The sequence below is a fragment of the Salinibacterium sp. SWN139 genome (assembly GCF_015864625.1).
Lineage (GTDB): Bacteria > Actinomycetota > Actinomycetes > Actinomycetales > Microbacteriaceae > Rhodoglobus.
In genome coordinates this window covers 393378-414897 of the sequence record NZ_JADYWV010000003.1, presented here as the reverse complement: position 1 = coordinate 414897, position 21520 = coordinate 393378, and the positions used below count along the sequence as shown (strand labels likewise).

21 protein-coding genes and 1 riboswitch are annotated in these 21520 nt (G+C 61.6%); of the genes, 5 read left to right on the top strand and 16 right to left on the bottom strand.

Annotated elements, in window-relative coordinates:
* Window positions 1-33: 33 nt before the first annotated feature.
* Window positions 34-525, bottom strand: a complete 492-nt coding sequence (locus I6E74_RS11895; protein ID WP_197125930.1) for a hypothetical protein — start codon at window positions 523-525, stop codon at window positions 34-36.
* 112 nt (window positions 526-637) lie between these two features.
* Between I6E74_RS11895 and I6E74_RS11890 the strand changes: the two genes are divergently transcribed.
* On the top strand, window positions 638-1303 hold the full coding sequence (locus I6E74_RS11890) for an alpha/beta hydrolase (protein WP_197125928.1): 666 nt from the start codon (window positions 638-640) through the stop codon (window positions 1301-1303).
* Window positions 1304-1354: 51 nt separating this feature from the next.
* Here I6E74_RS11890 and ribH read toward each other — a convergent pair whose 3' ends face one another.
* The 9 genes from ribH to I6E74_RS11845 form a co-directional block, all read right to left on the bottom strand.
* The gene (gene ribH, locus I6E74_RS11885; RefSeq protein WP_100389547.1) at window positions 1355-1828 is read right to left on the bottom strand and encodes a 6,7-dimethyl-8-ribityllumazine synthase; all 474 of its coding nucleotides are present in this window, start codon (window positions 1826-1828) and stop codon (window positions 1355-1357) included.
* Window positions 1828-3120 (bottom strand): 3,4-dihydroxy-2-butanone-4-phosphate synthase, encoded by a 1293-nt coding sequence (gene ribB / locus I6E74_RS11880; protein WP_197125926.1) that lies wholly within the window; start codon window positions 3118-3120, stop codon window positions 1828-1830. The genes ribH and ribB overlap by 1 nt, the downstream gene beginning before the upstream one ends.
* Window positions 3117-3740: a riboflavin synthase gene (locus I6E74_RS11875; RefSeq protein WP_197125925.1), complete on the bottom strand. Its 624-nt coding sequence runs from the start codon at window positions 3738-3740 to the stop codon at window positions 3117-3119. The genes ribB and I6E74_RS11875 overlap by 4 nt, the downstream gene beginning before the upstream one ends.
* Window positions 3741-3742: 2 nt before the next feature.
* Window positions 3743-4792 carry a bifunctional diaminohydroxyphosphoribosylaminopyrimidine deaminase/5-amino-6-(5-phosphoribosylamino)uracil reductase RibD gene (gene ribD, locus I6E74_RS11870; RefSeq protein ID WP_197125924.1) on the bottom strand — a complete coding sequence of 350 codons (1050 nt, stop codon included), beginning with the start codon at window positions 4790-4792 and terminating at the stop codon, window positions 3743-3745.
* Window positions 4793-4893: 101 nt separating this feature from the next.
* A riboswitch (FMN riboswitch) is annotated at window positions 4894-5048 on the bottom strand.
* A 145-nt stretch (window positions 5049-5193) separates the two neighbouring features.
* A complete protein-coding gene (locus I6E74_RS11865; RefSeq protein ID WP_197125923.1) occupies window positions 5194-5949 on the bottom strand; it encodes an HAD family hydrolase in 756 nt (251 codons plus the stop codon).
* 21 nt (window positions 5950-5970) lie between these two features.
* Window positions 5971-6537 (bottom strand): GNAT family N-acetyltransferase, encoded by a 567-nt coding sequence (locus I6E74_RS11860; RefSeq protein ID WP_197125922.1) that lies wholly within the window; start codon window positions 6535-6537, stop codon window positions 5971-5973.
* Window positions 6537-7547, bottom strand: coding sequence for a tryptophan--tRNA ligase (trpS, locus tag I6E74_RS11855; RefSeq protein WP_197125921.1), 1011 nt, complete (start codon window positions 7545-7547; stop codon window positions 6537-6539). The genes I6E74_RS11860 and trpS overlap by 1 nt, the downstream gene beginning before the upstream one ends.
* Window positions 7548-7559: 12 nt before the next feature.
* Entirely contained in the window at window positions 7560-8420 is an 861-nt protein-coding gene (locus I6E74_RS11850; protein WP_197125920.1) for an exodeoxyribonuclease III, read from the bottom strand.
* A 44-nt stretch (window positions 8421-8464) separates the two neighbouring features.
* Window positions 8465-9577 carry a YihY/virulence factor BrkB family protein gene (locus I6E74_RS11845; RefSeq protein ID WP_197125915.1) on the bottom strand — a complete coding sequence of 371 codons (1113 nt, stop codon included), beginning with the start codon at window positions 9575-9577 and terminating at the stop codon, window positions 8465-8467.
* Between the two features lie 54 nt (window positions 9578-9631).
* On the opposite strand from I6E74_RS11845, the gene ptsP reads away from it, so the two are divergent.
* Window positions 9632-11278, top strand: coding sequence for a phosphoenolpyruvate--protein phosphotransferase (gene ptsP, locus I6E74_RS11840; RefSeq protein ID WP_197125914.1), 1647 nt, complete (start codon window positions 9632-9634; stop codon window positions 11276-11278).
* A 596-nt stretch (window positions 11279-11874) separates the two neighbouring features.
* Window positions 11875-13497, top strand: a complete 1623-nt coding sequence (locus I6E74_RS11835; RefSeq protein WP_197125913.1) for a sigma-70 family RNA polymerase sigma factor — start codon at window positions 11875-11877, stop codon at window positions 13495-13497.
* 184 nt (window positions 13498-13681) lie between these two features.
* Here I6E74_RS11835 and I6E74_RS11830 read toward each other — a convergent pair whose 3' ends face one another.
* The 6 genes from I6E74_RS11830 to I6E74_RS11805 form a co-directional block, all read right to left on the bottom strand.
* Window positions 13682-14440 carry a succinate dehydrogenase iron-sulfur subunit gene (locus tag I6E74_RS11830; RefSeq protein ID WP_197125912.1) on the bottom strand — a complete coding sequence of 253 codons (759 nt, stop codon included), beginning with the start codon at window positions 14438-14440 and terminating at the stop codon, window positions 13682-13684.
* Window positions 14440-16254: a succinate dehydrogenase flavoprotein subunit gene (gene sdhA, locus I6E74_RS11825; protein WP_197125910.1), complete on the bottom strand. Its 1815-nt coding sequence runs from the start codon at window positions 16252-16254 to the stop codon at window positions 14440-14442. The genes I6E74_RS11830 and sdhA overlap by 1 nt, the downstream gene beginning before the upstream one ends.
* Window positions 16255-16701: a succinate dehydrogenase hydrophobic membrane anchor subunit gene (locus tag I6E74_RS11820; protein ID WP_197107795.1), complete on the bottom strand. Its 447-nt coding sequence runs from the start codon at window positions 16699-16701 to the stop codon at window positions 16255-16257. It abuts the gene before it with no gap.
* Window positions 16702-16703: 2 nt separating this feature from the next.
* A complete protein-coding gene (gene sdhC, locus I6E74_RS11815; protein ID WP_374221069.1) occupies window positions 16704-17114 on the bottom strand; it encodes a succinate dehydrogenase, cytochrome b556 subunit in 411 nt (136 codons plus the stop codon).
* Window positions 17115-17329: 215 nt separating this feature from the next.
* Complete coding sequence (locus I6E74_RS11810) at window positions 17330-17764, bottom strand: MerR family transcriptional regulator (protein ID WP_197125907.1); 435 nt, start codon at window positions 17762-17764, stop codon at window positions 17330-17332.
* 68 nt (window positions 17765-17832) lie between these two features.
* Complete coding sequence (locus I6E74_RS11805; RefSeq protein ID WP_197125905.1) at window positions 17833-18963, bottom strand: glycosyltransferase family 1 protein; 1131 nt, start codon at window positions 18961-18963, stop codon at window positions 17833-17835.
* A gap of 90 nt (window positions 18964-19053) precedes the next feature.
* Between I6E74_RS11805 and I6E74_RS11800 the strand changes: the two genes are divergently transcribed.
* Both I6E74_RS11800 and I6E74_RS11795 read left to right on the top strand, forming a co-directional pair.
* A complete protein-coding gene (locus I6E74_RS11800) occupies window positions 19054-20175 on the top strand; it encodes a mannose-1-phosphate guanylyltransferase (RefSeq protein ID WP_197125904.1) in 1122 nt (373 codons plus the stop codon).
* Window positions 20176-20263: 88 nt separating this feature from the next.
* Window positions 20264-21403: a BMP family protein gene (locus I6E74_RS11795; RefSeq protein ID WP_197125903.1), complete on the top strand. Its 1140-nt coding sequence runs from the start codon at window positions 20264-20266 to the stop codon at window positions 21401-21403.
* Window positions 21404-21520 lie beyond the last annotated feature (117 nt).

The following is a 21520-nucleotide window of genomic DNA, read 5'->3' as shown; positions in this document are numbered from 1 at the left end:
CCTATCGGGAGCAGGAGCGGGGCGATGGCGCGGCTACTCCGTCGGCCGCACAAACTTCTCGTCGAAGTCGTAATCGTCCCAGTTGCCGTTGACGAGGATGCTGCCGTATTCGCCAGCAGGCAATGAATCGACTGCGGCGAGCGGCACCCCCATCCGAATTTCAAGGATCACGATGCCGGTATCGGGGCCACCGCCGAGAACTTCAAGTCCATCACCCGCCCGAAAGACACCAGTGAGGGCTTTGCCTGTGAGCACTACGGTGCCTGGTCCGTCCTCATACAGCGTGAACTTGTCGACCATTTGGAACGCGACTTCGCTGCCGGGCGCCGTACTTTCGATCGGCTCGCTCGTGGGATCCGCCGAAGCTGACGCGCTCGCCTCATCCGGGATGAACGTCGGCGTCGGAGTGGAATCTGCGTCGGTGGGGCTTCCGGGCGTGCATCCGGAGACCGCAATCGCGACGCCGAGAATCACCAGCGCGGCGAGGGATCGAGCAGACTGCGTCATTCGTGGTGAGTTTCGCATACCGCCAGCCTAGGCCGGGTTTTGAGGCAGCGGCTAGGGTTTCTGAAAAACTTTCATCCCCAATAGCGCTAGTTGTAGGAGTTTTCTCGCTCGTACGCTCTACGCTCGCGGGGTGGAACAAGTGCGGGAGGTCATTCTGGTGCATGGCCTGTGGCACCAGCCAGCGCACCTGTCGCTCGTCACGCGCGAACTTCGGGAGAACGGCATCCGAGTAATCGCACCGCAGCTGCACCGTGGGTCGCTAGCGGCAGATACCGCCGTTGTTCAAGACGCAGTCGATGCCTGTGCAAGTCCACCGGTTGTAATGGGACATTCCTATGGCGGATCGGTGATCACCGGACTGCGCGACGCGCACCACCTCGTATTCGTGGCGGCATTCGTTCCCGACAGCGGAGAGAGCAGCGCTTCGCTTGGTGGCCCTGAGCCGCTGATAAAGCCGGCTCTCATCACCACTAGTGACGGTTCTACCCGGGTCGATCCGTCGAAGGCGGGGGAGTACCTGTACGGAGATTGTTCGGACGAGGTCAGCGAGTGGGCGACAACCCTGCTGCGCCGTCAAGCTCCGGGGCACGGTCGCGGAGTCCCCAGTCACATTGGCTGGCATTCCACTCGATCGACCTACGTCATCTGCGCCCGGGACCGCGCTCTTGACCCTGAGCTCCAGCGGGAGATGGCGCGTCGCTGCGACGATGCCGTCGAAATCGCGACGAGCCACTCGCCGTTTATCAGTGAGCCGAAGACGGTCGCGAGTCTTCTGGCTCGCGCTGTTTCGAACTGACGAGTGCGATACCGCTAATTCCCGGATGCGCTCGAGGGGAGCGTGCGACGGTTACTCCCCGCGAAGCTGCCGCAACAGCACCGCGGTCGCGATAGCGGCGTTGGCGGCTTCTTCACCCTTGTCCTCTTTTGAGCCCTCAAGCCCGGCACGATCGAGGCCCTGCTGTTCGTCGTCGAGCGTGAGCACGCCAAAGCCCACCGGTTTGCCGGTCAGGATCGAGACCTGCGTGAGGCCGCTGGTGGCGGCATCCGACACGTATTCAAAGTGGGGTGTTCCGCCACGGATGATGACGCCGAGAGCAACAACGGCATCCGCCCCAGCATCGAGGGCTGCTTTGCTCGCGACGGGCAACTCGAAGCTGCCGGGAACGCGCACCTCGGTCACCTCAGCGTTGGCTGCCTTGAGGGCGCGGTGGGCACCGGCGAGCAGTCCATTGGTGATGACTTCATGCCACTGCCCGGCGATGATCGTGACCTTGAGGCCGGTTGCGTCGGTAACAATTTCGGGGGATCCTGCGCCACTCATCAGAGGCCTTTCGCGGTAAGTCGTGCTTCAGCGAGCACGGCGGTGGTGGGGAGTTGGTGACCCATGCGGTCACGCTTGGTTTCGAGGTAACCCTCATTGCCGGCGCCGACGCCAACAACGAGGGGCACAAGTTCGCCGACGATCACGCCACGCTCTTCAAGCTGACGCTTCTTCTCAGGGTTGTTGCTGAGCAGGCTGACCGACGAGATTCCGAGATCCTTGAGGATGCCGACGGCAGCCCCATAGTCGCGGGAGTCAGCAGGCAGGCCCAGGGCCAGGTTCGCGTCCAGAGTGTCGAGCCCGTCTTCTTGCAGGCGGTAGGCGCGCAGCTTGTTGATGAGCCCGATGCCGCGACCTTCGTGGCCGCGCAGGTAAATCACCGCGCCGCCATCGCGTTGGATGGTCTCGAGCGCACTATCGAGCTGGGGGCCGCACTCGCACTTGAGCGAACCGAACGCTTCCCCCGTGAGGCACTCGGAGTGTACGCGCACCAGGGTGGGGCCCTCGCCGATGCGCTCGAGGGTTCCGGGCGCGATGAACGCGACGTGATCGGCGCCCGTCGAGTTATCGCGGTAGGCGCGTACGGTGAAGGAACCATGCACAGTCGGGATGGTGGTTTCGACCTCGAACTGCACGCGACTCATCTCGGGGATCGGTTCGATCGGTGCCGGGATGGTATCGCAGCGGTTCTCTTCGAGCCAGTGCATGAGGTCCAGAATCGTGATGACGAGCACATCTTCGCGCGCACCGAACTCGATCAGTTCGGGCAGCCGCATCATTTCGCCCGAGTCGAGCACGATCTCCGAAATCGCCGCGACGGGGCGCAACCCCGCGAGCTTCATGAGATCGACGGATGCTTCGGTGTGGCCGTCACGCTCGCGCACTCCACCATCGACTGCGCGCAGCGGCATGATGTGCCCGGGGCGGTGCAGGCTCGACGGTATCGAGAGCGGATCGGCGAGCACCCGCAGAGTGTGGGCCCGATCGGAGGCGCTGATGCCGGTGCTGAGACGGTTGGCGGCATCCACCGACACGGTGTACGCCGTGCCGCGAGGGTCTTCGTTCACAGCGACCATCGGCGGAAGCGCCAGTGCGTCAGCGATCTCGTTGGTCATCGGAGCGCAGATGAAGCCGGAGGAGTGGCGCACCATCCACGCGATCCACTCTTGACTGGCGAGCTCGGCGGAAATGATGACATCGCCCTCGTTCTCGCGGCCTTCATCGTCGGCGACGATCACGGGGCGACCCGCGCGGATCGCCTCAATGGCATCGGGGATAGTGGCGAGACTCATGACTCGGTCCTTTCGTGACGCTGATCAGCGTCGGTGAACTCCGCCATCCGGGCCACATGGCGGGCGAGGATGTCGGTTTCGATGTTGACGGAGTCGCCCACAGCGAGCGCTCCCAACGTTGTAGCGGTGAGGGTTTCGGGAATCAGCGAAACCTCGAACCAGTCGCGACCCACGGCACTCACCGTGAGAGAGACGCCGTGCACCGCGATGGAGCCCTTGCGGGCGACGAGCGGGGCGAGTTCTTCGGTGAGGTTGAAACGCAGGATGCTCCAGCTGCCCTCATCGGTAATGCTCAGCACCGAGCTCGTGCCGTCGATGTGCCCCTGCACGATGTGGCCGCCGAGGCGATCGCCGACCTGCATGGCGCGCTCGATGTTCACGCGGGCGCCAGCAGCGAGCGAGCCGAGCGTGCTCATGTCGAGAGTGACGCCCATGACGTCGGCCGTGAACCAGTCGGCGCCCTGATCGACAACGGTGAGACACACGCCGCTGACGCTGATCGAGTCACCGTGGCCGGCATCCGACACCGCATTCGGAGCGCGCACCGTGAGGCGGGCACCATCATCGGTCGCGGCCAGCTCGACGACATCGCCGAGCTCTTCAATGATTCCGGTAAACATGGTTACGCTCTCGTTTCTGTCGCCGGGCGGGCGACAATCAGTACGTCGTTGCCCAGCGGGCGAAGTTCAGTGATGCTGAGGTCTTTGGCCTCAGCCATGGTCGTAATCCCGAGCTCGCCGAGCGCGACCTTGGGTCCACCCAACAGCTTCGGGGCCAGGTAGATGAGCAGTTCATCCGCAAGCCCAGCAGCGATGAAGGCGCTCGCGATAGTCGGGCCGCCTTCAACGAAGACGCGCCGGATGCCCGCCTCGAACAATTCGCTCAGTGCGGCGTCGAGGTCGTTGCCGTCAATCTGACGCAGTTTCTCGGGGTGTTGGCGCAGTTGCGCATCCGCCGGAATCTCGCGCCGACCGAGCACCACCGGCTGCGGTTGCGACTCGAGAAGTTCGCCGGCGTCGCCCCGCGCGGTCAGGCTCGGGTCATCGGCGAGCACCGTGCCTGTGCCCACGACGATCGCATCGGCGCGCGCTCGTTGCTCGTGCACGTGCTGGCGGGCGGCGGTGCCGGTGATCCACTGGCTCGTGCCATCGGCGGCCGCAGCGCGACCGTCGAGGGTGGATGCCCACTTCACGGTCACGTGCGGACGCTGCAGTCGAGCGGCGGTCAGCCACGAGTGCAAAAACTCTTCAGCGTCGGCCTGAGCGATGCCGGCGATCACTTCGACGCCACCAGCGCGGAGCCGTTCGGCACCGCCAGCGGAATGTGGCCCAGGATCAGACACCGCGTAGACGACGCGGCTCACGCCAGCATCGAGCAGGGCTTGAGCGCACGGGCCGGTGCGCCCGTGATGGTTACAGGGCTCGAGGGTAACGACGGCGGTGAGGCCTGCGGCGATGCCGTCGAGGTTGGCGAGAGCATCCACTTCGGCGTGCGGAGTGCCCGCACCGTGGTGCCAGCCTTCGGCCACGATCTCGCCGGTGGCATCCACGAGCACGCAGCCCACTTGAGGGTTGCCACCGGTGATCGGCCCGTGGCTCGCCAACGACAGCGCATGGTGCATCAGCTTCTCCAGCTGTTGCACCTGCTGTGCGGTCTGCTCTGGGGCGGTCATCCGGGCTCTCGTCTCGTGGGACGCGCTCCGGGAAAGTGGGTTCGAAAAACCACACTGCACCACTAATCGCGCCCAGAATGCGGGCACGTTCGTTGGTTCAGCTCGTGCTTCCTCTTATCCGGACTGAGAAATCTTGCGATCTCATTACCGTCGGTCCCGGAGTTTCACCAGGTCAACCGTTTCGAAGTTTTCACTTCGGCGCGGGTCGCGGACTATAACCGCCGGTTCGGAATCTCACCGAGCCCCGGAGCACGTTTTGCTTTGCTTAGTCTACTCAACGCGTTTCGCCGCGAACTATTCCCGCCCCAACCTCTCAGTTTGTTACGCGAGGCAGGAGGGACTGGCGCGACTGTTTCGGGCGAGTCCTCGCGCTACGGCCGCAGCCGAAGCGTGCGGCCAGCTCAGTCGAGCAGCCCGTCCAATTCATCAAGCGAGTGGATGACACTAACGCCAGCCGCCCGAGCTTCGTCGAGTTGGTCGGTGGTTGCGCTGCGCTCGCGGTCGAGCCACACTCCGGTGAGTCCGGCATTCGCGGCTCCCAGCGCATCCGTCGCTAGCCGGTCGCCGATGTAGACCGCGTTGGCGGGTTCGACGCCGAAGAGTTCGCAGGTGTGGTGAAAGATGCGCGGGTCGGGCTTGGTGTGTCCGAATTCGCCGCTCGCGACGAGGTGCTCAACCCGGTGAGTGAGACCGACTGTCTCAACTTTGCGCGTCTGAAAGTCGAGTTCGCCGTTGGTGATGATGCCGAGGCGGGTGGCGGGGGAGCGGGTCTCCAGCGAATCGAGGCAGGCGAGGGCGTCGTCGTGCAGGTGCCAGGCGTCGCGGTACGCCTCGAAGTAGGTGTCGAACCACTGGCTGGATTCGGCATCGTTGAGCATCACGCCGTAGGGCTCGACGAAACCGCGGGCGCGCGCTTGGCGTTGGCCTTCGAAGGTCAGTTCGCCGCCGAGGTAGCGGTGGTAGTGATGTTCCTCCAGCGCGGTCCAGCGCACACTCTCCGATGCATCGTCGGGCCACACCGCACTCCCGTCGACGCTGGGCCCGGCAGCAAATGCGGCCCCCAACGAACGTCGGTGATTGCGAATTCCGAGATCCACGGATGCCCGGTGAGCAAACAGGGTGTCGTCAAGGTCAAAGAGGGCGACTGTGATTGTCAATGCGTCAGCGCTTTCTCAGTTCTAAACCGGCCAGGGCTGGCCGGACTCGACCTCATACGTGGGGTTCTCATCCGGAGCGGTGAGCGTTGCCCACCACGATGGCGGATGCGTGCCGCCGCGATACTCGCTCGAGGCGGGTTCGATGCCGGTGTAGATGAAGCCGAGGCTCTTGGCGATGGCGGCGGAGGCTTTGTTGCCCACGAGGGCTTCCCAGCGCACTTCGGGGCGACCGGTGGAGAACACCCAGCGGCTGACCTCGGCGACGGCTTCTTTCATGAAGCCTTTGCCGCGGTGGGGTTCGCCCATCCAGTAGCCGATGGTGTCGTTGTAGAGGCGAAAGCTGATGACGCCGAGCAGTTCAGGCTTGCCGGTTTCGCGGATTGCCCAGGTGTATTCGTCGTCGTCGTCCCACCACTGCGTCACGAGGTTGTTGATGAAGAATTCGGCATCTGATGCAGCGTAGGGCCAGGGGATCGTGAGCGTGTGCTCGAAGATTGGGTCTTGGCAGTAGGCGGTCATGAGCTCGACATCGTCGCTGGTGAGGGCATCCAACGTCAGGCGTTCGCTCGACAGATTAAAGACCTGCATTAGCGCACCCGCGGCAAGAAGCCGATTCGATCGTAGACGCGATCAAGCGTCTTCTGAGCCATCTCGTTGGCGCGCTCGGCATTCTTGCTCAGCATGCGGTCGAGCTCGGCGGGGTCAGCGAGCAACTCGAGGGTGCGCTCACGCACGGGCGCGAACTCGGCCACCACTACTTCGGCAACTTCCTTCTTGAGGTCGCCGTAACCTTTGCCCGCGAAGTGCTCTTCGAGGTCGGCGACGGGTGTTCCGCTGAACGTGGAGTGCAGCGTCAACAGATTCGAGACGCCCGGCTTTGCTTCGCGGTCGAAGCGAATCTCGCGCTCGTCATCGGTCACTGCCGACTTGATCTTCTTTGCCGTCTTGTTCGGCTCGTCGAGCAACCACAGCACGCCCGCATCCGTCGTCGCTGACTTGCTCATCTTCGACTCGGGGTTCTGCAGGTCGTAAATTTTGGCCGTGGCCTTCTGAATCTGCGGCTCCGGCATCACGAAGGTGTCGCCGAATCGAGAGTTGAAGCGTGCGGCCAGGTCGCGCGTGAGTTCGATGTGCTGACGCTGATCTTCGCCCACCGGCACAATGGCGGTGTCATAGAGCAGGATGTCGGCGGCCATCAGGATGGGGTAGGTGAAGAGGCCAACCGAAGCGGCATCCGACCCCTGCTTGGCGGACTTGTCTTTGTACTGCGTCATGCGCGAAGCCTCACCGAAGCCGGTGATGGTGTTCAGGACCCACGCAAGCTCAGCGTGCGCGGGAACCTGGGACTGCACGAACAGCACAGAGTTCTCCGGGTCGATGCCGCCAGCGATGTATTGCGCGGCGGTGCGACGGGTCTGAGCGCGCAGCAGTGCCGGATCTTGCGGAACCGTGATGGCGTGCATGTCGACAACGCAGAAGACAGCGTCGTAGTTCTGCTGCATCTCGCGCCACTGCATGAGCGCGCCAACGTAGTTGCCCACGTGGAGCGAATCGGCAGACGGCTGCATTCCTGAAAACAGGCGAGGTGTGGTGCTCATTAGCTAAGTCTTTCAGATCGAATAGTCAACAACGACGGGAGCATGGTCGCTCCAGCGCTCATCCCAGGCGCCGGCCTTGTCGATGCGGTAATCCGCAACGGTGGCCGCAAGCGCGGGGGTGGCGACGTGGTAGTCGATACGCCAACCAGTGTCGGTGTCGAAAGCTTGGCCGCGCTGCGACCACCAGGAGTACGGGCCTTCGACTTCGCCAGCGAACTGGCGGCCGACATCCACCCAACCGAGGCCGGGGCCAGTGGTGCCGTCGACGCATTCGATGGTCTCGCCAGCAGCGCCGAAGATGCGGTCGAAGTAGGCGCGCTCTTCGAGGAGGAAGCCCGCCTTCTTGCGGTTGCCGCGCCAGTTCTTGATGTCGAGTTCGCGGTGACCCACGTTGAGGTCGCCGACGATGAGGGCATGGTCGCTGTGCGCGGCAAGTTCGGGCAGGCGCACGAGCATGGCCTCTAAGAACTTGTACTTCTCGACCTGCTTCGGGGTATCGACAACGCCCGAGTGAACGTAGGTGCTGACAACCGTGACGGTCGTGCCGTTGACATCGAAGTCGGCTTCGAGCCAGCGACCGGCGCTGTCGAAGTCGTCGGCGCCGAGCGCAACGCGGTGAGCGAGAGGGGCGGATGCCGCAGATCCCTTGCGTGAGGCAACAGCGACGCCCGCGCGGCCCTTCGCTGTCGCGGCATCGTGCAGGATGTTCCAGCCATCGCCGAGCAACCCTTCGATGTCGGCGTCGGCGGCGCGAACCTCTTGCAACGCGAGAATGTCGACGTCACGGGCATCCAGCCAGTCGCCCATTCCCTTGCGGTAAGCGGCGCGAACACCATTGACGTTGACGGATGCGATGCGAAGACGTGTTGCCATGCCTCAAGACTACCGAGCGCCACTGACCCTGTGGTGACCGTCAGCTACCTCTTGCTGTTGCGCTTCATCATCCGTTTAAAGGTGCGCTTGAACTTCACTTCGTTGGCCTTGTCGAGTTCGCTCTGCTCGTCGGGAGTTGCCTGCGGTTTGCGGTTGGCCTGACGCTGAGCCTTGCGGTCGGCTTTGACGGCCTTGTTCGCTTTCGCGTCATTGGCGGCCTTCGTCGCTGCCACGGCCCGCGGCGCCTCAGCATCACGCTTCTCGCCGCTGATGTCGAGGTCAGCGTCATCGGCGGAGACGGCAATCCACGCCGAACCGATGAGAATGATTTGGCAGATCAAGTTGAACCAGATCAGCAAACCGATAATCACGGCGAAGGATGCCAACAGCGGGTTGCGGGTGGCACCTTCCAGCAGGAAGCCACCACCAAACTTCAGCGCACCAAGCGCTACGGCCGCAATGATCGTTCCCTGAGCGAGCACACGGAAGGGGATCTTGATGCCGGAAACTACCCGATAGAACACGGCGAGAGTGGCGGTGTCGAGAAGCAGCACAATCACGAGGGCGACACCGCGAGTGGCGATGATCGCGACATCGGAGTCTTCATCGATCGATGCGAGGCCGAGTATCCAGTTCAGAGCGGCGGAACTCACGACAGAGATCGCAGCCGACAGCAGAACGGCAAGGCCGAAGCCAATCGCCAGCCCGACATCTTTCAGTTTCAAAATAAGGAAGTTCGTCTCGGAACTCTCGAGGCCAAACATGGAACGAACGGCACTGCGGCCGGAGGCGATCCAGCCCAGAGCCGTAAACGCCAAACCGAAGGCAGCAATGACACCAGTGATACCCAGAATGCTGGTGTCGGCGAGGGTGTCGCGGCTGATCGCGCCGTTGCCGCTGCCATCGCCAATGAGGCCAGGGATGTTCGTGGAAATGAAGTTGTAGACCGCATCGAGCAACACTGGATCGCCCTGCACGATGAAGCCAGCGACAGCGAAACCAACCCAGATTGCGGCAAAGACGGCGAAGATCGCTTGGTAGGAAAGTCCCGATGAGAGGAGTGGTCCTAACTTTTCCGCGTAGTGCATGAAGACACGCACCGGGCGTAGCTGGAGTACCCACTCAATGGCTGGTTTCAGTCGTTGCGCAAGCTGCATCCAATAAGAATAGCTAGGCTGTCTGTGCGTAACTCAGAGGAGAGGTCAGATCACATGGAACTTCAGGGTGTTGGAGTCGGACGATCGGTTGCTGTCGGAAAAGTCGTGCGGATGCCCGACCCCCTTCCGGAACCGAAAGATGCTCGCCATTCCGGCGATGCTGCAGCAGAAAAAGAAGCGGCAGCATCCGCACTGACTTTTGTGGCTGCTGACCTGCGCGCCCGCGCAGAAAAAGCGGATGCCGAAGCCAACGAGGTTCTCACCGCTACAGCCCTTATGGCTGAAGACCCCTCGATTCTCGACAGTGTGAACGAACTGATCGACGGCGGCAAAGCTGCCGAGCGCGCAGTGTTTGAGGCTTTCGCTTCGTTCCGCGAGATGCTGATTTCGCTCGGCGGAATGATGGCCGAGCGTGCCACTGACCTCAGTGACGTGAGCCAGCGCGTAGTCGCTCGCCTGCGTGGCGTCGAAGCCCCCGGCGTTCCGCAGCGCGACGAGCCGTTCGTGCTCGTTGCCGACGACCTCGCTCCGGCAGACACCGCACTGCTCGAACTCGACAAGGTTCTCGCTCTCGTCACTCGCCAGGGTGGCCCCACGAGCCACACCGCGATCCTCGCTCGCTCGAAGGCGATCCCCGCCATCATGGGCGTCGCAGAAGCACTCGACCTTGCCGATGACACCCTGGTAATTGTGGATGCCGGTGCTGGCATCATCACGACAGAGCCCACCGCTGAGCAAGTCTCCGCAGCAGAGGCCCGCATCGCCGAGCTCGCTGCCGCAGCAAACGCTCCCATCACTGATGGAGCTCTCGCTGACGGAACCCTCGTTCCGCTCCTCGCCAACTTGGGCACTCCCTCTGAGGCCGCGCAGGCGGTTGAGCTGGGCGCTGAAGGTGTTGGTCTGTTCCGCACCGAGCTCATGTTCCTTGACGCCAAGACTGCGCCGACGGTTGAAGAGCAGACCAAGGAATACACCGAGATGCTGCAGCATTTCCCGGGCAAGAAGGTTGTCGTTCGCGCGCTCGATGCTGGTGCCGACAAGCCCCTGAGCTTTATGGACATGGGCGAAGAAGTGAACCCCGCCCTCGGCCAGCGCGGCCTCCGCTCGCTTCGTGTCAACGAGAACATCCTCCGCGACCAGCTCACTGCCCTTGTCAATGCGCAGAACGCCACGGATGCCGACCTCTGGGTCATGGCCCCGATGGTGTCGGATGCCGAAGAGACCGAATACTTCGTCGCCCTAGGCCGCGAACTCGGCCTCAACACTGTGGGTGTCATGGCCGAGGTTCCCTCGCTCGCCGTGCTCGCCGACCAGGTTGCCGAGCGCAGTGACTTTGTCTCGATCGGCTCCAACGACCTCACCCAGTACACGCTCGCTGCAGACCGGATGCTCGGCACCCTCGCCAAGTTCCAAGACCCATGGCACCCTGCCGTGCTTCGCATGGTGAAGATGCTCGGAGACGCTGGTGCTGCTGCGGGCAAGCCCGTCGGAGTCTGTGGCGAAGCTGCTGCCGATCCGCAACTCGCGATCGTCCTTGTCGGTCTGGGAGTCACAAGCCTCTCGATGACGCCCGCGGCGCTCGCCGACGTGCGCGCCGAGCTTCTGACGGTCACGCTTGAGCAGGCTAAGGCTCGCGCTGCTGCTGCTATCAACGCAACGACCGGGCCGACGGCTCGCGAAGCTGCTGCACAGGCTGCCTAAGACCTAGAACACACGAAGTGCCGCCACCCCAATACGGGTGGCGGCACTTCGTCGTTAAAGGGGGCTCACGCTGGTGCTGCGCTCGCTCCACTCGTGCGCTGTGAGCGCGAAGTGGTCCACTCTGAAGGCTGATTATAGGGACGGTCGCGGGGTCTGCAGTGGGGTGGTGTGGGCTTCCCAAGCACGCCGAGGAAGGTGATCGGGGTACATGGAACACAGGTGAGTGGTTCTGGTGTATTCCGCGGAAGGTGGTCCTGATCGGCAAAAGTGGTTTTCGCTGGCGGCCGTGAAGTGGTCAGCGTGGTTGCTAATGGGCAGCCGAGATTCCGGCAGAGAGAGCGCTCTCCAGCGGCGCAGGTGGTCTAGTTCGGGAGGCAATGCGTCGGCGTGCGCCGCTAGTCTAAAAACCGCTAGAACGCGGCACTATTCGGGTCAGAACGATCTGTTCCCCCCTAGTGGGGGCACAATTTTTCGAGAAAAGTCGATAGTCTGCGTCATAGAGAACGGGTTCATCGGTCTCTTTGGGTAAGAAGGTTTTGTTTCTAGAATCTTCGCCCCAAAGGGACAAAGAGAGGCCCGGGAAATGGATCAGGGGGATGAGCGGAATCGTGGCACCGAAGCTAACCACTTCGGACGAGCAGCTGCTGGCACAGGCGCGTACGGGGGTACAAAACGCCTTTGCCGAGCTCTGGAGTCGCCACTACCGCTCGGGAATATGTGTTGCCCGTCAGTACACGTCGATAGACGCGGACGATCTCGTGTCTGAGTCGTTCGCGCGTATTTACCAGCGTGTGCTGGCGGGTGGCGGCCCACAGGGTGCCTTTCGCCCCTACCTCTATACGACCATCCGCAACCTCGCGTCGACGTGGGGCGCTGCATCCCGCGAAGTGCAAGTGGATGAGATCGCCGACTTCGAAGACCCCAAGACTCTCGACGACCCCATTGCCGTTGCGCTCGATCACTCGCTCACCGCCAAAGCCTTCCGTGAACTTCCGGAACGCTGGCAGTCAGTGCTCTGGTACACCGAGGTTGAAGGCATGGACCCTCACGAGGTGGCGCCACTACTGGGCATGAGCGCTAACAGCGTCGCTGCGCTGTCGTACCGCGCGCGTGAAGGTCTTCGCAAAGCCTGGTTGCAAGCCCATATCAACGACGCAACGGCATCCGGCGAATGCCAGTGGGCGATGTCAAAGTTTGGCGAGCATGCTCGCAAGAGCCTCAGCGGCAGAGACACCACACGCATCGAAGCCCATCTTGCTTCGTGCGCTCGCTGTGCGATCGTGTGTGAAGAGGTCGACGAGGTTGGTTCACGCCTAGCACTCGTGATGATCCCGATGCTGCTGGGCGGCGTTGCTGGTGGCGGTTTCCTGAGTGCCTTCGGGCAGGGCGGCGCAGCGTCGCTTACCGCAGCAGCAGCGCCGGCCATGCCAGCAGCGGTGGTCTCCAGTACGCATCTGGTGGGCGCTGGCGGCGTGGCTGCCGCAGGCGGAGCCAGCGCCGGGGTACTTCCCGTCGCGGTCGCCGGCACGCTTGCTGCCGCGCTAGCCCTTACCGGCTCACTTGTTGTTCTTGCTCCGACAACTCCCGGATCCACGAGTGCCGAGGGCACAGCGACGAGCCAAACCTCTGACGGTCAGGGCAACCCCGACGTGACGAACTCGGGAGTCAGTGACAACCTCGGCGGTTCTCGCACCGATCCCAGCGACATCACGATTCCTACGGTCCCCACGGTTCCCTCCATTGAGGCGAGCACCGATACCGGTGGCATTACAACCGGCTCGGGTGGGCTCGTCGATTCTGTTGGAGATGTCGTCGGGGGGCTTGTCGACTCCGTCATCGGCACTGTCACCGGAGGAGCTGCTCCCGAAGGTCACACGGCCCCAGGCGGCGTTGTGGGTGCCGACATCGACCTGCACCTCATCGGAACCGCCACTCCGGGCGCGCACCTCTCGCTGCAGGCGGCGGGGCTCGTCTACGCGACGACGACTGTGTCAAGCGACGGTACCTTTGCGCTCAACGTCACCGGTATCCCGGGTGGGTTGTCATCGCTCGACTTGGTGCAGACCGTCGATCGTGACTATTTGGGCGGCCTGGTGGGCGGCGGCGGCTTGCTCGGGGGACTCCTCGGCACCGTCGATGGCCTCATCAATGACCTCATTGAACCGCTCCAGCTATCGTCGGGTAACAACCAAGGCGTCAACGTTCGTTTACTGAGCTAAACCCCAGTTCGGGGGTGTTTGCACATTCTTCTCGTCATAATGTGTCGAGAGACCAGTCTCTTTTAGTAGGCAACCCGAATGCCTACTGTGGGCGTTCGCCGTGGGTGACGGACGCACACAAACAAATCGCCCCTGGAGCTACCTCGGTAGCGCCAGGGGCGATCTTGTTTAAGCGAGCGTACGGTTACGGCTTGCCTTTGATGATGGCCTGCTTCACTTCAGCGATTGCCTGAGTTACTTGGATGCCACGGGGGCACGCGTCGGTGCAGTTGAAGGTAGTGCGGCAACGCCACACGCCCTCTTTGTCGTTGAGGATGTCGAGGCGAACGCCGGCGCCCTCATCGCGCGAGTCAAAGATGAAGCGGTGCGCGTTCACGATGGCAGCAGGACCGAAGTACTGTCCGTCGGTCCAGAACACGGGGCAGCTCGACGTGCACGCAGCGCACAGGATGCACTTTGTGGTGTCGTCGAAGCGGGCGCGCTCCACAGGACTCTGCTTGCGTTCCTTGCCGCCCTTGACAGGGCCAGCCATGAGGAACGGGTTGACCTCTTTGAAGGAGTCGAAGAACGGCTCCATATCGACGATCAAGTCCTTCTCTAGGGGGAGACCCTTGATGGCCTCCACGTAGATCGGCTTCGAAATGTCGAGGTCCTTGATCAGCGTCTTGCAGGCGAGGCGGTTGCGGCCGTTGATGCGCATGGCATCCGAACCACAAATACCGTGTGCGCAGGAGCGACGGAAGGTCAGCGACCCGTCCATCTCCCACTTGATCTTGTGAAGAGCGTCGAGAACACGGTCGGTCTCGTACAGCTCGACGTCGAAGTCTTCCCAGCGCGGTTCTTCATCCACCTCGGGGTCGAATCGACGAATCATGAGCGTCGCAGTGAAGGTCGGAACGACCTCTGCTGCGGCAGGCTTGTTATCAGCGACGGCAGTGCTCATTAGTACTTTCTTTCCATCGGCGGGTAGTTAGTGATCACTACCGGCTTCCAGTCGAGACGGATGTGGTCACCCGCCTCTTCTGATTCTGGGTCGCCCGTGAGGTACGCCATGGTGTGCACGAGGAAGTTCTCGTCGTCACGATCGGGGTAGTCCTCACGCATGTGGCCGCCACGGCTTTCCTTACGAGACCGAGCCGAGAACACGAGCACTTCAGCGAGGTCGAGCAGGAAGCCAAGCTCTACGGCTTCGAGCAGGTCGGTGTTGAACCGCTTGCCCTTGTCGTCGAGGCGGATGTTCTTGTAGCGAGCGCGCAAAGTCTGGATGAGCTTGGTTACCTCTTCGAGGCTTTCATCGGTGCGGAAGATCTGCGCGTTGCGGTCCATCGAGACCTGCAGTTCCTTGCGGATAACGGCAATGCGCTCGGTGCCATCGCCAGCACGAACCATGTCGAGGATGTTCTTGACGCCCCCGGCAGGATTCTCGGGCAGCGGCACGAATTCAGCAGTCTTGACGTACTCGACGGCTGCCTTTCCGGCACGCTTTCCGAAGACGTTGATGTCGAGCAGCGAGTTGGTTCCCAAACGGTTGGATCCGTGAACGGAAACACACGCACACTCGCCAGCGGCGTAGAGGCCCTTGACGACATCAGTGTTGTTGCGCAGCACTTCGGCCTGAACGTTGGTGGGAATGCCGCCCATCGCGTAGTGCGCGGTTGGCAGCACGGGAACGGGCTCGGTGTACGGCTCGACGCCCAGGTAGGTGCGAGCGAACTCGGTGATGTCGGGGAGCTTCTCGTCGATGACAGCAGGCTCGAGGTGAGTGATGTCGAGGAAAAGGTAGTCCTTGTCGGGACCAGCTCCACGGCCTTCACGAATCTCAGTGGCCATCGAACGCGCAACGATGTCACGCGGCGCGAGGTCCTTGAGCGTCGGCGTGTAGCGCTCCATGAAGCGTTCGCCCTCGGAGTTGCGCAGAATCGCGCCCTCTCCACGAGCAGCTTCGGAGAGCAGGATGCCGAGGCCAGCCAACCCGGTGGGGTGAAACTGGAAGAACTCCATGTCCTCCAGCGGCAGGCCCTTGCGCCAGATGATTCCGACGCCATCACCGGTGAGGGTGTGCGCGTTGGACGTCGTCTTGAAGATCTTGCCGAATCCACCGGTAGCGAAGATGATCGCCTTCGACTGGAACACGTGCAGCTCGCCGGTAGCGAGCTCGTAGGCAACAACGCCCGACGGTTCGTCAACGCCATCAACCTCGGTCATGACCAGGTCGAGCACGTAGAACTCGTTGAAGAAGTTGATGCCGAGCTTGACGCAGTTTTGGTACAACGTCTGAAGGATCATGTGGCCGGTGCGGTCAGCGGCGTAGCAGGCGCGGCGAACCGGAGCCTTGCCGTGTTCGCGAGTGTGGCCACCGAAGCGACGCTGGTCGATCTTGCCGTCTTCGGTGCGGTTGAACGGAAGACCCATGTTCTCAAGGTCTACAACGGCGTCGATCGCTTCTTTGGCGAGAATCTCTGCCGCGTCTTGGTCGACAAGGTAGTCGCCACCCTTGACGGTGTCGTAGGTGTGCCATTCCCAGTTGTCTTCTTCAACGTTGGCGAGAGCCGCAGCCATACCGCCCTGCGCTGCACCGGTGTGCGAACGCGTGGGGTAGAGCTTGGAAATCACAGCGGTCTTGGCGTGCGGGCCAGCTTCAATAGCGGCGCGCATGCCAGCACCACCGGCACCCACAATGACGATGTCGAACTGGTGGTAGTGGATTCCGTCAATAACGGTTCCGTCGGCGATGTCGCCGGTGTTAATCGTTGCCAATTAAGATGCCTCACAGAAGCTGGGGAGCAGAGCTGGGTCAGCTCCGGCTGGGCAGGGGTCAAAGGTGGTGATCACGAGCGTTCCCAAAATAATCAGGATGACCGTGGATGCGGCAATTCCGATCAGGAGAACCTTGCGCACCTTGGGGTTGGTTGCATAGTCGTTCACGAGCGTGCGCATTCCGTTGCCGCCGTGGATGAGTGCGAGCCACAGCATGAGGCCGTCCCACACAATCCAGAACGGGTCAGCGAGCTTGCCGCCGACGAATGCGAAGTCGATGGCTTTGACGCCCTCGCCGGCAACAAGGTTGACGAAGAGGTGGCCGAAGATGAGAACGATCAGCACGACGCCAGAGGCGCGCATGTAGATCCATCCCCATTTTTCCCAGTTGATTCCACCGGTGCGGTGGCCACGGGTGGGGGTGCGGGGGGCTTCGATGAGACTCATGCTCAACCTCCGAAGACGTGCATTAGCTGGCGGGGGATGAACGCGGCAAGCAGAACCACCCAGAGACCAATGACGACCCAGAACATGGTGCGCTGGTGCTTGGCGCCGAATGCCCAGAAGTCGATCAGGATGATGCGGAGGCCGTTGAATGCGTGGAACGCGATCGCCGCAACCAGCGCGATTTCACCCAGACCCATGATGGGCGTCTTGTAGGTGTTGATCACCGCGTTGTAGGCCTCAGGACTCACACGCACGAGCGCGGTGTCGAGAATATGCACGAGGAGGAAGAAGTAGATAGCAACACCGGTAATACGGTGCAGCACCCACGACCACATGCCCTCTTTGCCCCGGTACAGGGTGCCAGCAGGTCTCTTGGGTGAGCGAATCTTGGGCGGCGACTGCGGCTCCGCCACTAGGTTACTCGCCGACTTCTCTGGCACGAGGACCCTCCTTGCGGTGTGGGGTCGCGTCCACCGCGACCGATGAGTGTCCGCACAGGCGGACTCTCCTATTCTATTCCCGCGCGGGGCCGCTCGCTTCCCAGTCGACCCTAAATAGGGAGATATCCGGAATGTTTTCGAGAATATTGTGAAACTTAACGAGGCCTTCTGGCGATGCAGCGCCGAATCTACTGCGCAAGCACAGCTGACGACAAAGATTCTGCGAACTGTGCACCAGAATCTTGTCGCTGATCCATCGCTGCTCGATACCACTCGATTTTCAGAGTGATCCCGTCGAGGTGCTTCTGTTGTTCGGCTAAGTCGCGCACAACGTTTTCGCGGTGTTGCTCGAGCAAGCGCATCCGTTCCGCTGAGGTGTCTTTGCCGCTCCGCACCAGATCGGCATACTCCCGGATGGTGCGGATGGGCATTCCGGTGCGACGAAGATGGCCGATGAACTCGACGGCCTTGACATCCATCTCGCGGTAGCGTCGTTGGCCATTAGCTAGGCGGGGCACCACCAGCAGGCCCGCCTTTTCGTAGTAGCGCAACGTGTGGTCAGTGACTCCAGTCGCTTCCGCAACTTCGCCAATGGTGAGTACTCGTTCGTTAGCCGTTGTCATCGTGCCACCTATGTTCCTTGCTAGAGCGCACTCTAAGTCAAGTCACTGTGGCCACAGTGCGCAACTAGTTAGCGAGGAAGCGGTGCGGGTACTGCCGCGATTGTTGCTTCGTAGTGCTGGACGAGCTCGGCGCAGATGCCGCTCCACGATTTGCCGAGCACCGTGCGCCGGCCGGCTTCACCCATTCGAGCTCGCAGTGCTGGGTCGATGGCGAGTGCCTCTATATAGGCGCGCAACTGATCCTCGTTGTCGGCTTCGAACAGGAAGCCGTTAGTGCCATGGTCGATCAGGTCAATCGGGCCGCCAGAGCGGGGCGCTACTACGGGCAAGCCCGCCGAGTGTGCTTCTTGCAAGGTTTGGCCAAAGGTCTCTTCTGTTCCCGTGTGCGCAAAAATGTCGAACGCCGCGTAAGCGGTAGCGAGCTCCTCGCCCCCCAACTTGCCCAACCATGTCACCGGGATGCCGGCAAGCTCCCTCTTAACAAGAGGCACAGATGAACCGTCTCCCACGATTGCTACCCGCACCCCGCTGAGTCCCTGAAGTGATCGCAGCCGCTCCACCTGCTTCTCGGGAGCGATGCGTCCCACGTACCCCACGACGACTTCACCGTGGGGGGAGAGGCGCGTGCGCAGCTTCACCGTCGCGGGCGAGAGTTTCTTCGCGGGGTGATACATCGTGAGGTCCACGCCGCGACCCCAGCGTTCAAGTTTGGTGAGGCCGATAGCGCGCAGATCCGTCATAGCGGTGCTCGACGGGGCAAGCGTGAGCTCGGCACCATCGTGGATCCAACGCACGATGCGCCACGCCAGCTTGGTCGCCTGACCGAGGCGGTGGCGGCGCGCGTAGCCAGCGACATCCGTTTGGAAGATTGCGACAGCAGGGATGCCGAGGCGATTCGCTGACGATATCGCTTGAGCACCGAGAAGAAAGGGAGCAGCCGCGTGCACCACATCGGGGCGAAAATCGGCGATCAGTTTGTGGACTTGCGGATTAGGCAAGCCAACAGGAAATTGCCGATAAGCCAGTGCGGGCACCGCATGCACCGTGAATCCCGCGTAGGTCTTGGGGGCGCCGGCCGATGGACAAATCACAATGGCCTCATGGCCTTCGGCGCTCAAATAGTCGAGCACCTTCAGCACGCTGTTGGTGACGCCGTTGACAGTGGGGAGGAAGCTTTCGCTCACAATGGCGACTCGCACAATCAGCACCTCAATCGGTTGTCGTGACCCTGACTGTAGAAGGTGCGGATAACCGGCGAGTTAACGGGTGCTGAAGTCTAAGGTGGAGGAATGAGCCACAACCAGGCACCATTCGACAATTTTTACAGCGTGATCCCCGCGGGTGGTATCGGGTCACGCTTGTGGCCGCTATCGCGTGCCGACGCCCCCAAGTTCTTGCACGACCTCACCGGATCAGGCCAGACCTTGCTGCGGGACACCTGGGACCGCCTCGCACCGATCTCCGGTGCCGACCGCATCATGGTCGTCACAGGGCGCGCGCACCGTGCCGCTGTCGAAAAGCAGTTGCCCGAGCTCAGCGACCCCAACGTTGTTCTTGAAAGCGAGCCAAAAGACTCCTCCGCAGCGATCGGGCTTGCGGCCGCGATCCTGCTCAAACGCGACCCCAACGTCATTATCGGATCGTTTGCTGCTGACCATGTGATTCGCGACATCCGCGGCTTTAGGCGCAGTGTTCGCGAATCAATCGCCGTGGCCAACGCCGGCTACATCGCCGCGATCGGCATCACCCCCACTGAGCCCGCCATCGGATTTGGCTACATCCACTGCGGTGAGGCTCTTGAAATTGAAGGTGCTCCGAGTGCGGTCATGGCGAAGTCATTCGTCGAGAAGCCCAACTTCGAGACTGCCCAGGCGTACGTCGCCAGTGGCGACTACCTCTGGAATGGAGGGATGTTCATCTCGCGTGCCGACGTGCTGCTCGAACAGCTCGGCAAAGCGCAGCCTGAACTGCTCGCGGGGCTCACTCAGCTTGCCGAGGTCTGGGACACTCCTGAGCGCGGCGCCGTTGTGGATGCCGTGTGGCCGCATCTGGCCAAGATCGCCATCGACTACACCGTGGCCGAACCGGCCGCTGAAGAGGGCCGCCTCGTTGTTATCCCCGGAGACTTCGATTGGGACGACGTTGGAGACTTCGCCTCGATCGCCAAGTTGCACTCGGGTGGGCGCAAATCAGACCTCGCGATTCTCGGAGAGAACGCTCGCGTTTTGGCCGATAAGTCGACCGGAGTGGTCATTAGCCAGACTGATCGGCTTATTTCCCTAATTGGGGTAAACGACATTGTCGTGGTCGATACGCCCGATGCTTTGCTGGTTACTACAACTGCAAACGCTCAGAGAGTGAAATCTGTAGTGGATGCTCTAAAAGTCTCCGGACGCAATGATGTGTTGTGACAACCGTATTTCGCGTTTGTAACCATTCGGCTTCGGCGCTCATATTCGCACAATGGAACGCTTGATTCTTCGGTAGCGTAGGTTCACTATGTTTCGACAATTTCTGTCGAACAGCATCTTGGAGGACACCTTGAGAATCAGCACTCACGGCCGCGCACTCAGCGGCATGGCGCTTGTTGCAACGAGCGCACTCGTACTCGCCGGTTGCGCTGCAGCACCCGAAGAGACCGAAGCCGGATCAGGCGAAATGCTTGACTACCTTCCCTGCATGGTTTCTGACTCGGGCGGATTCGACGACAAGTCGTTCAACCAGCTCGGTTACGAAGGTATCGAAAAGGCAGCCAACGAACTCGGTGTTGAATTCAACGCTGTCGAGTCGACCAGCGATGCAGACTACGCACCCAACATCGAAAGCCTCGTAGCTGAGGGTTGCGACCTGATCGTCACCGTCGGATTCAACCTCTCCGCAGCCACCGTTGAGTTCGCTCTCGCGAACCCCGACATCGACTTCGCAATTGTCGATGACGCGGCAGACAACGACTTCGATGGCACCATCGACGCTCCGAACATCAAGCCGATCCTCTTCGACACCGCTGGTGCTGCATTCCTCGCGGGTTACGCTGCGGCTAGCTACTCCAAGACCGGTGTTATCGGAATGTACGGCGGAATGAACTTCCCCACCGTTTCGATCTTCCTCGACGGAACCGCTCAGGGTGTTGAGTACTACAACTCCGAAAAGGGCACCGACGTCACCGTTCGTGGTTGGGACATTGCAGCGCAGGACGGAACCTTCATCGGTACCTTCGCTCCGGGAACCGACTCGCGTGCAGCAGCTCAGAACCTGATCGACCAGGGTGCAGACGTTCTGCTTCCTGCTGGTGGACCCATCTTCCAGAGCGCGGTTGAGGCAATCCGCGACTCCGGCAAGGACATCGCCATGATCGGTGTAGACGCTGACCTGACCGAGACCGAGACCGCAGCAGCGGACTTGTTCCTCACCTCGATCCTTAAGCAGATCGGTGTTGCTGTCGAAGACGTTGTCAACGAAGCTTCCACCGGAACGCTTGACTACACGCCGTACATCGGAACCCTCGAAAACGGTGGAGTTGGCATCGCGCCGTTCCACGACTTCGAGTCGATGGTTGACGGTGGTCTCGAAGCTGAGCTCGTCACCGTCAAGGACGGCATCATTTCCGGCGACATCGCCGTAACGTCGTACCTTAACTAATTAGATAGCACTGAGGGGGCTGGCCTGTGGGTCAGCCCCCTTCGTTTTGGACTAGTCTTCTGAGGCTATTCTTGAGAAACCCGACGACGGCGATGATGCCCGTCACAGTACTGAGGA

What these genes read in the sequence shown, in the direction of transcription:
- I6E74_RS11895 (WP_197125930.1), bottom strand. Translation starts at nt 525, where the DNA reads ATGCGAAACTCACCACGAATGACGCAGTCTGCTCGATCCCTCGCCGCG.
- ribH (WP_100389547.1), bottom strand. Translation starts at nt 1,828, where the DNA reads ATGAGTGGCGCAGGATCCCCCGAAATTGTTACCGACGCAACCGGCCTC.
- ribB (WP_197125926.1), bottom strand. Translation starts at nt 3,120, where the DNA reads ATGAGTCTCGCCACTATCCCCGATGCCATTGAGGCGATCCGCGCGGGT.
- I6E74_RS11875 (WP_197125925.1), bottom strand. Translation starts at nt 3,740, where the DNA reads ATGTTTACCGGAATCATTGAAGAGCTCGGCGATGTCGTCGAGCTGGCC.
- ribD (WP_197125924.1), bottom strand. Translation starts at nt 4,792, where the DNA reads ATGACCGCCCCAGAGCAGACCGCACAGCAGGTGCAACAGCTGGAGAAG.
- I6E74_RS11860 (WP_197125922.1), bottom strand. Translation starts at nt 6,537, where the DNA reads ATGCAGGTCTTTAATCTGTCGAGCGAACGCCTGACGTTGGATGCCCTC.
- trpS (WP_197125921.1), bottom strand. Translation starts at nt 7,547, where the DNA reads ATGAGCACCACACCTCGCCTGTTTTCAGGAATGCAGCCGTCTGCCGAT.
- I6E74_RS11850 (WP_197125920.1), bottom strand. Translation starts at nt 8,420, where the DNA reads ATGGCAACACGTCTTCGCATCGCATCCGTCAACGTCAATGGTGTTCGC.
- I6E74_RS11845 (WP_197125915.1), bottom strand. Translation starts at nt 9,577, where the DNA reads ATGCAGCTTGCGCAACGACTGAAACCAGCCATTGAGTGGGTACTCCAG.
- ptsP (WP_197125914.1), top strand. Translation starts at nt 9,632, where the DNA reads ATGGAACTTCAGGGTGTTGGAGTCGGACGATCGGTTGCTGTCGGAAAA.
- I6E74_RS11835 (WP_197125913.1), top strand. Translation starts at nt 11,875, where the DNA reads ATGAGCGGAATCGTGGCACCGAAGCTAACCACTTCGGACGAGCAGCTG.
- I6E74_RS11830 (WP_197125912.1), bottom strand. Translation starts at nt 14,440, where the DNA reads ATGAGCACTGCCGTCGCTGATAACAAGCCTGCCGCAGCAGAGGTCGTT.
- I6E74_RS11820 (WP_197107795.1), bottom strand. Translation starts at nt 16,701, where the DNA reads ATGAGTCTCATCGAAGCCCCCCGCACCCCCACCCGTGGCCACCGCACC.
- I6E74_RS11810 (WP_197125907.1), bottom strand. Translation starts at nt 17,764, where the DNA reads ATGACAACGGCTAACGAACGAGTACTCACCATTGGCGAAGTTGCGGAA.
- I6E74_RS11800 (WP_197125904.1), top strand. Translation starts at nt 19,054, where the DNA reads ATGAGCCACAACCAGGCACCATTCGACAATTTTTACAGCGTGATCCCC.
- I6E74_RS11795 (WP_197125903.1), top strand. Translation starts at nt 20,264, where the DNA reads ATGTTTCGACAATTTCTGTCGAACAGCATCTTGGAGGACACCTTGAGA.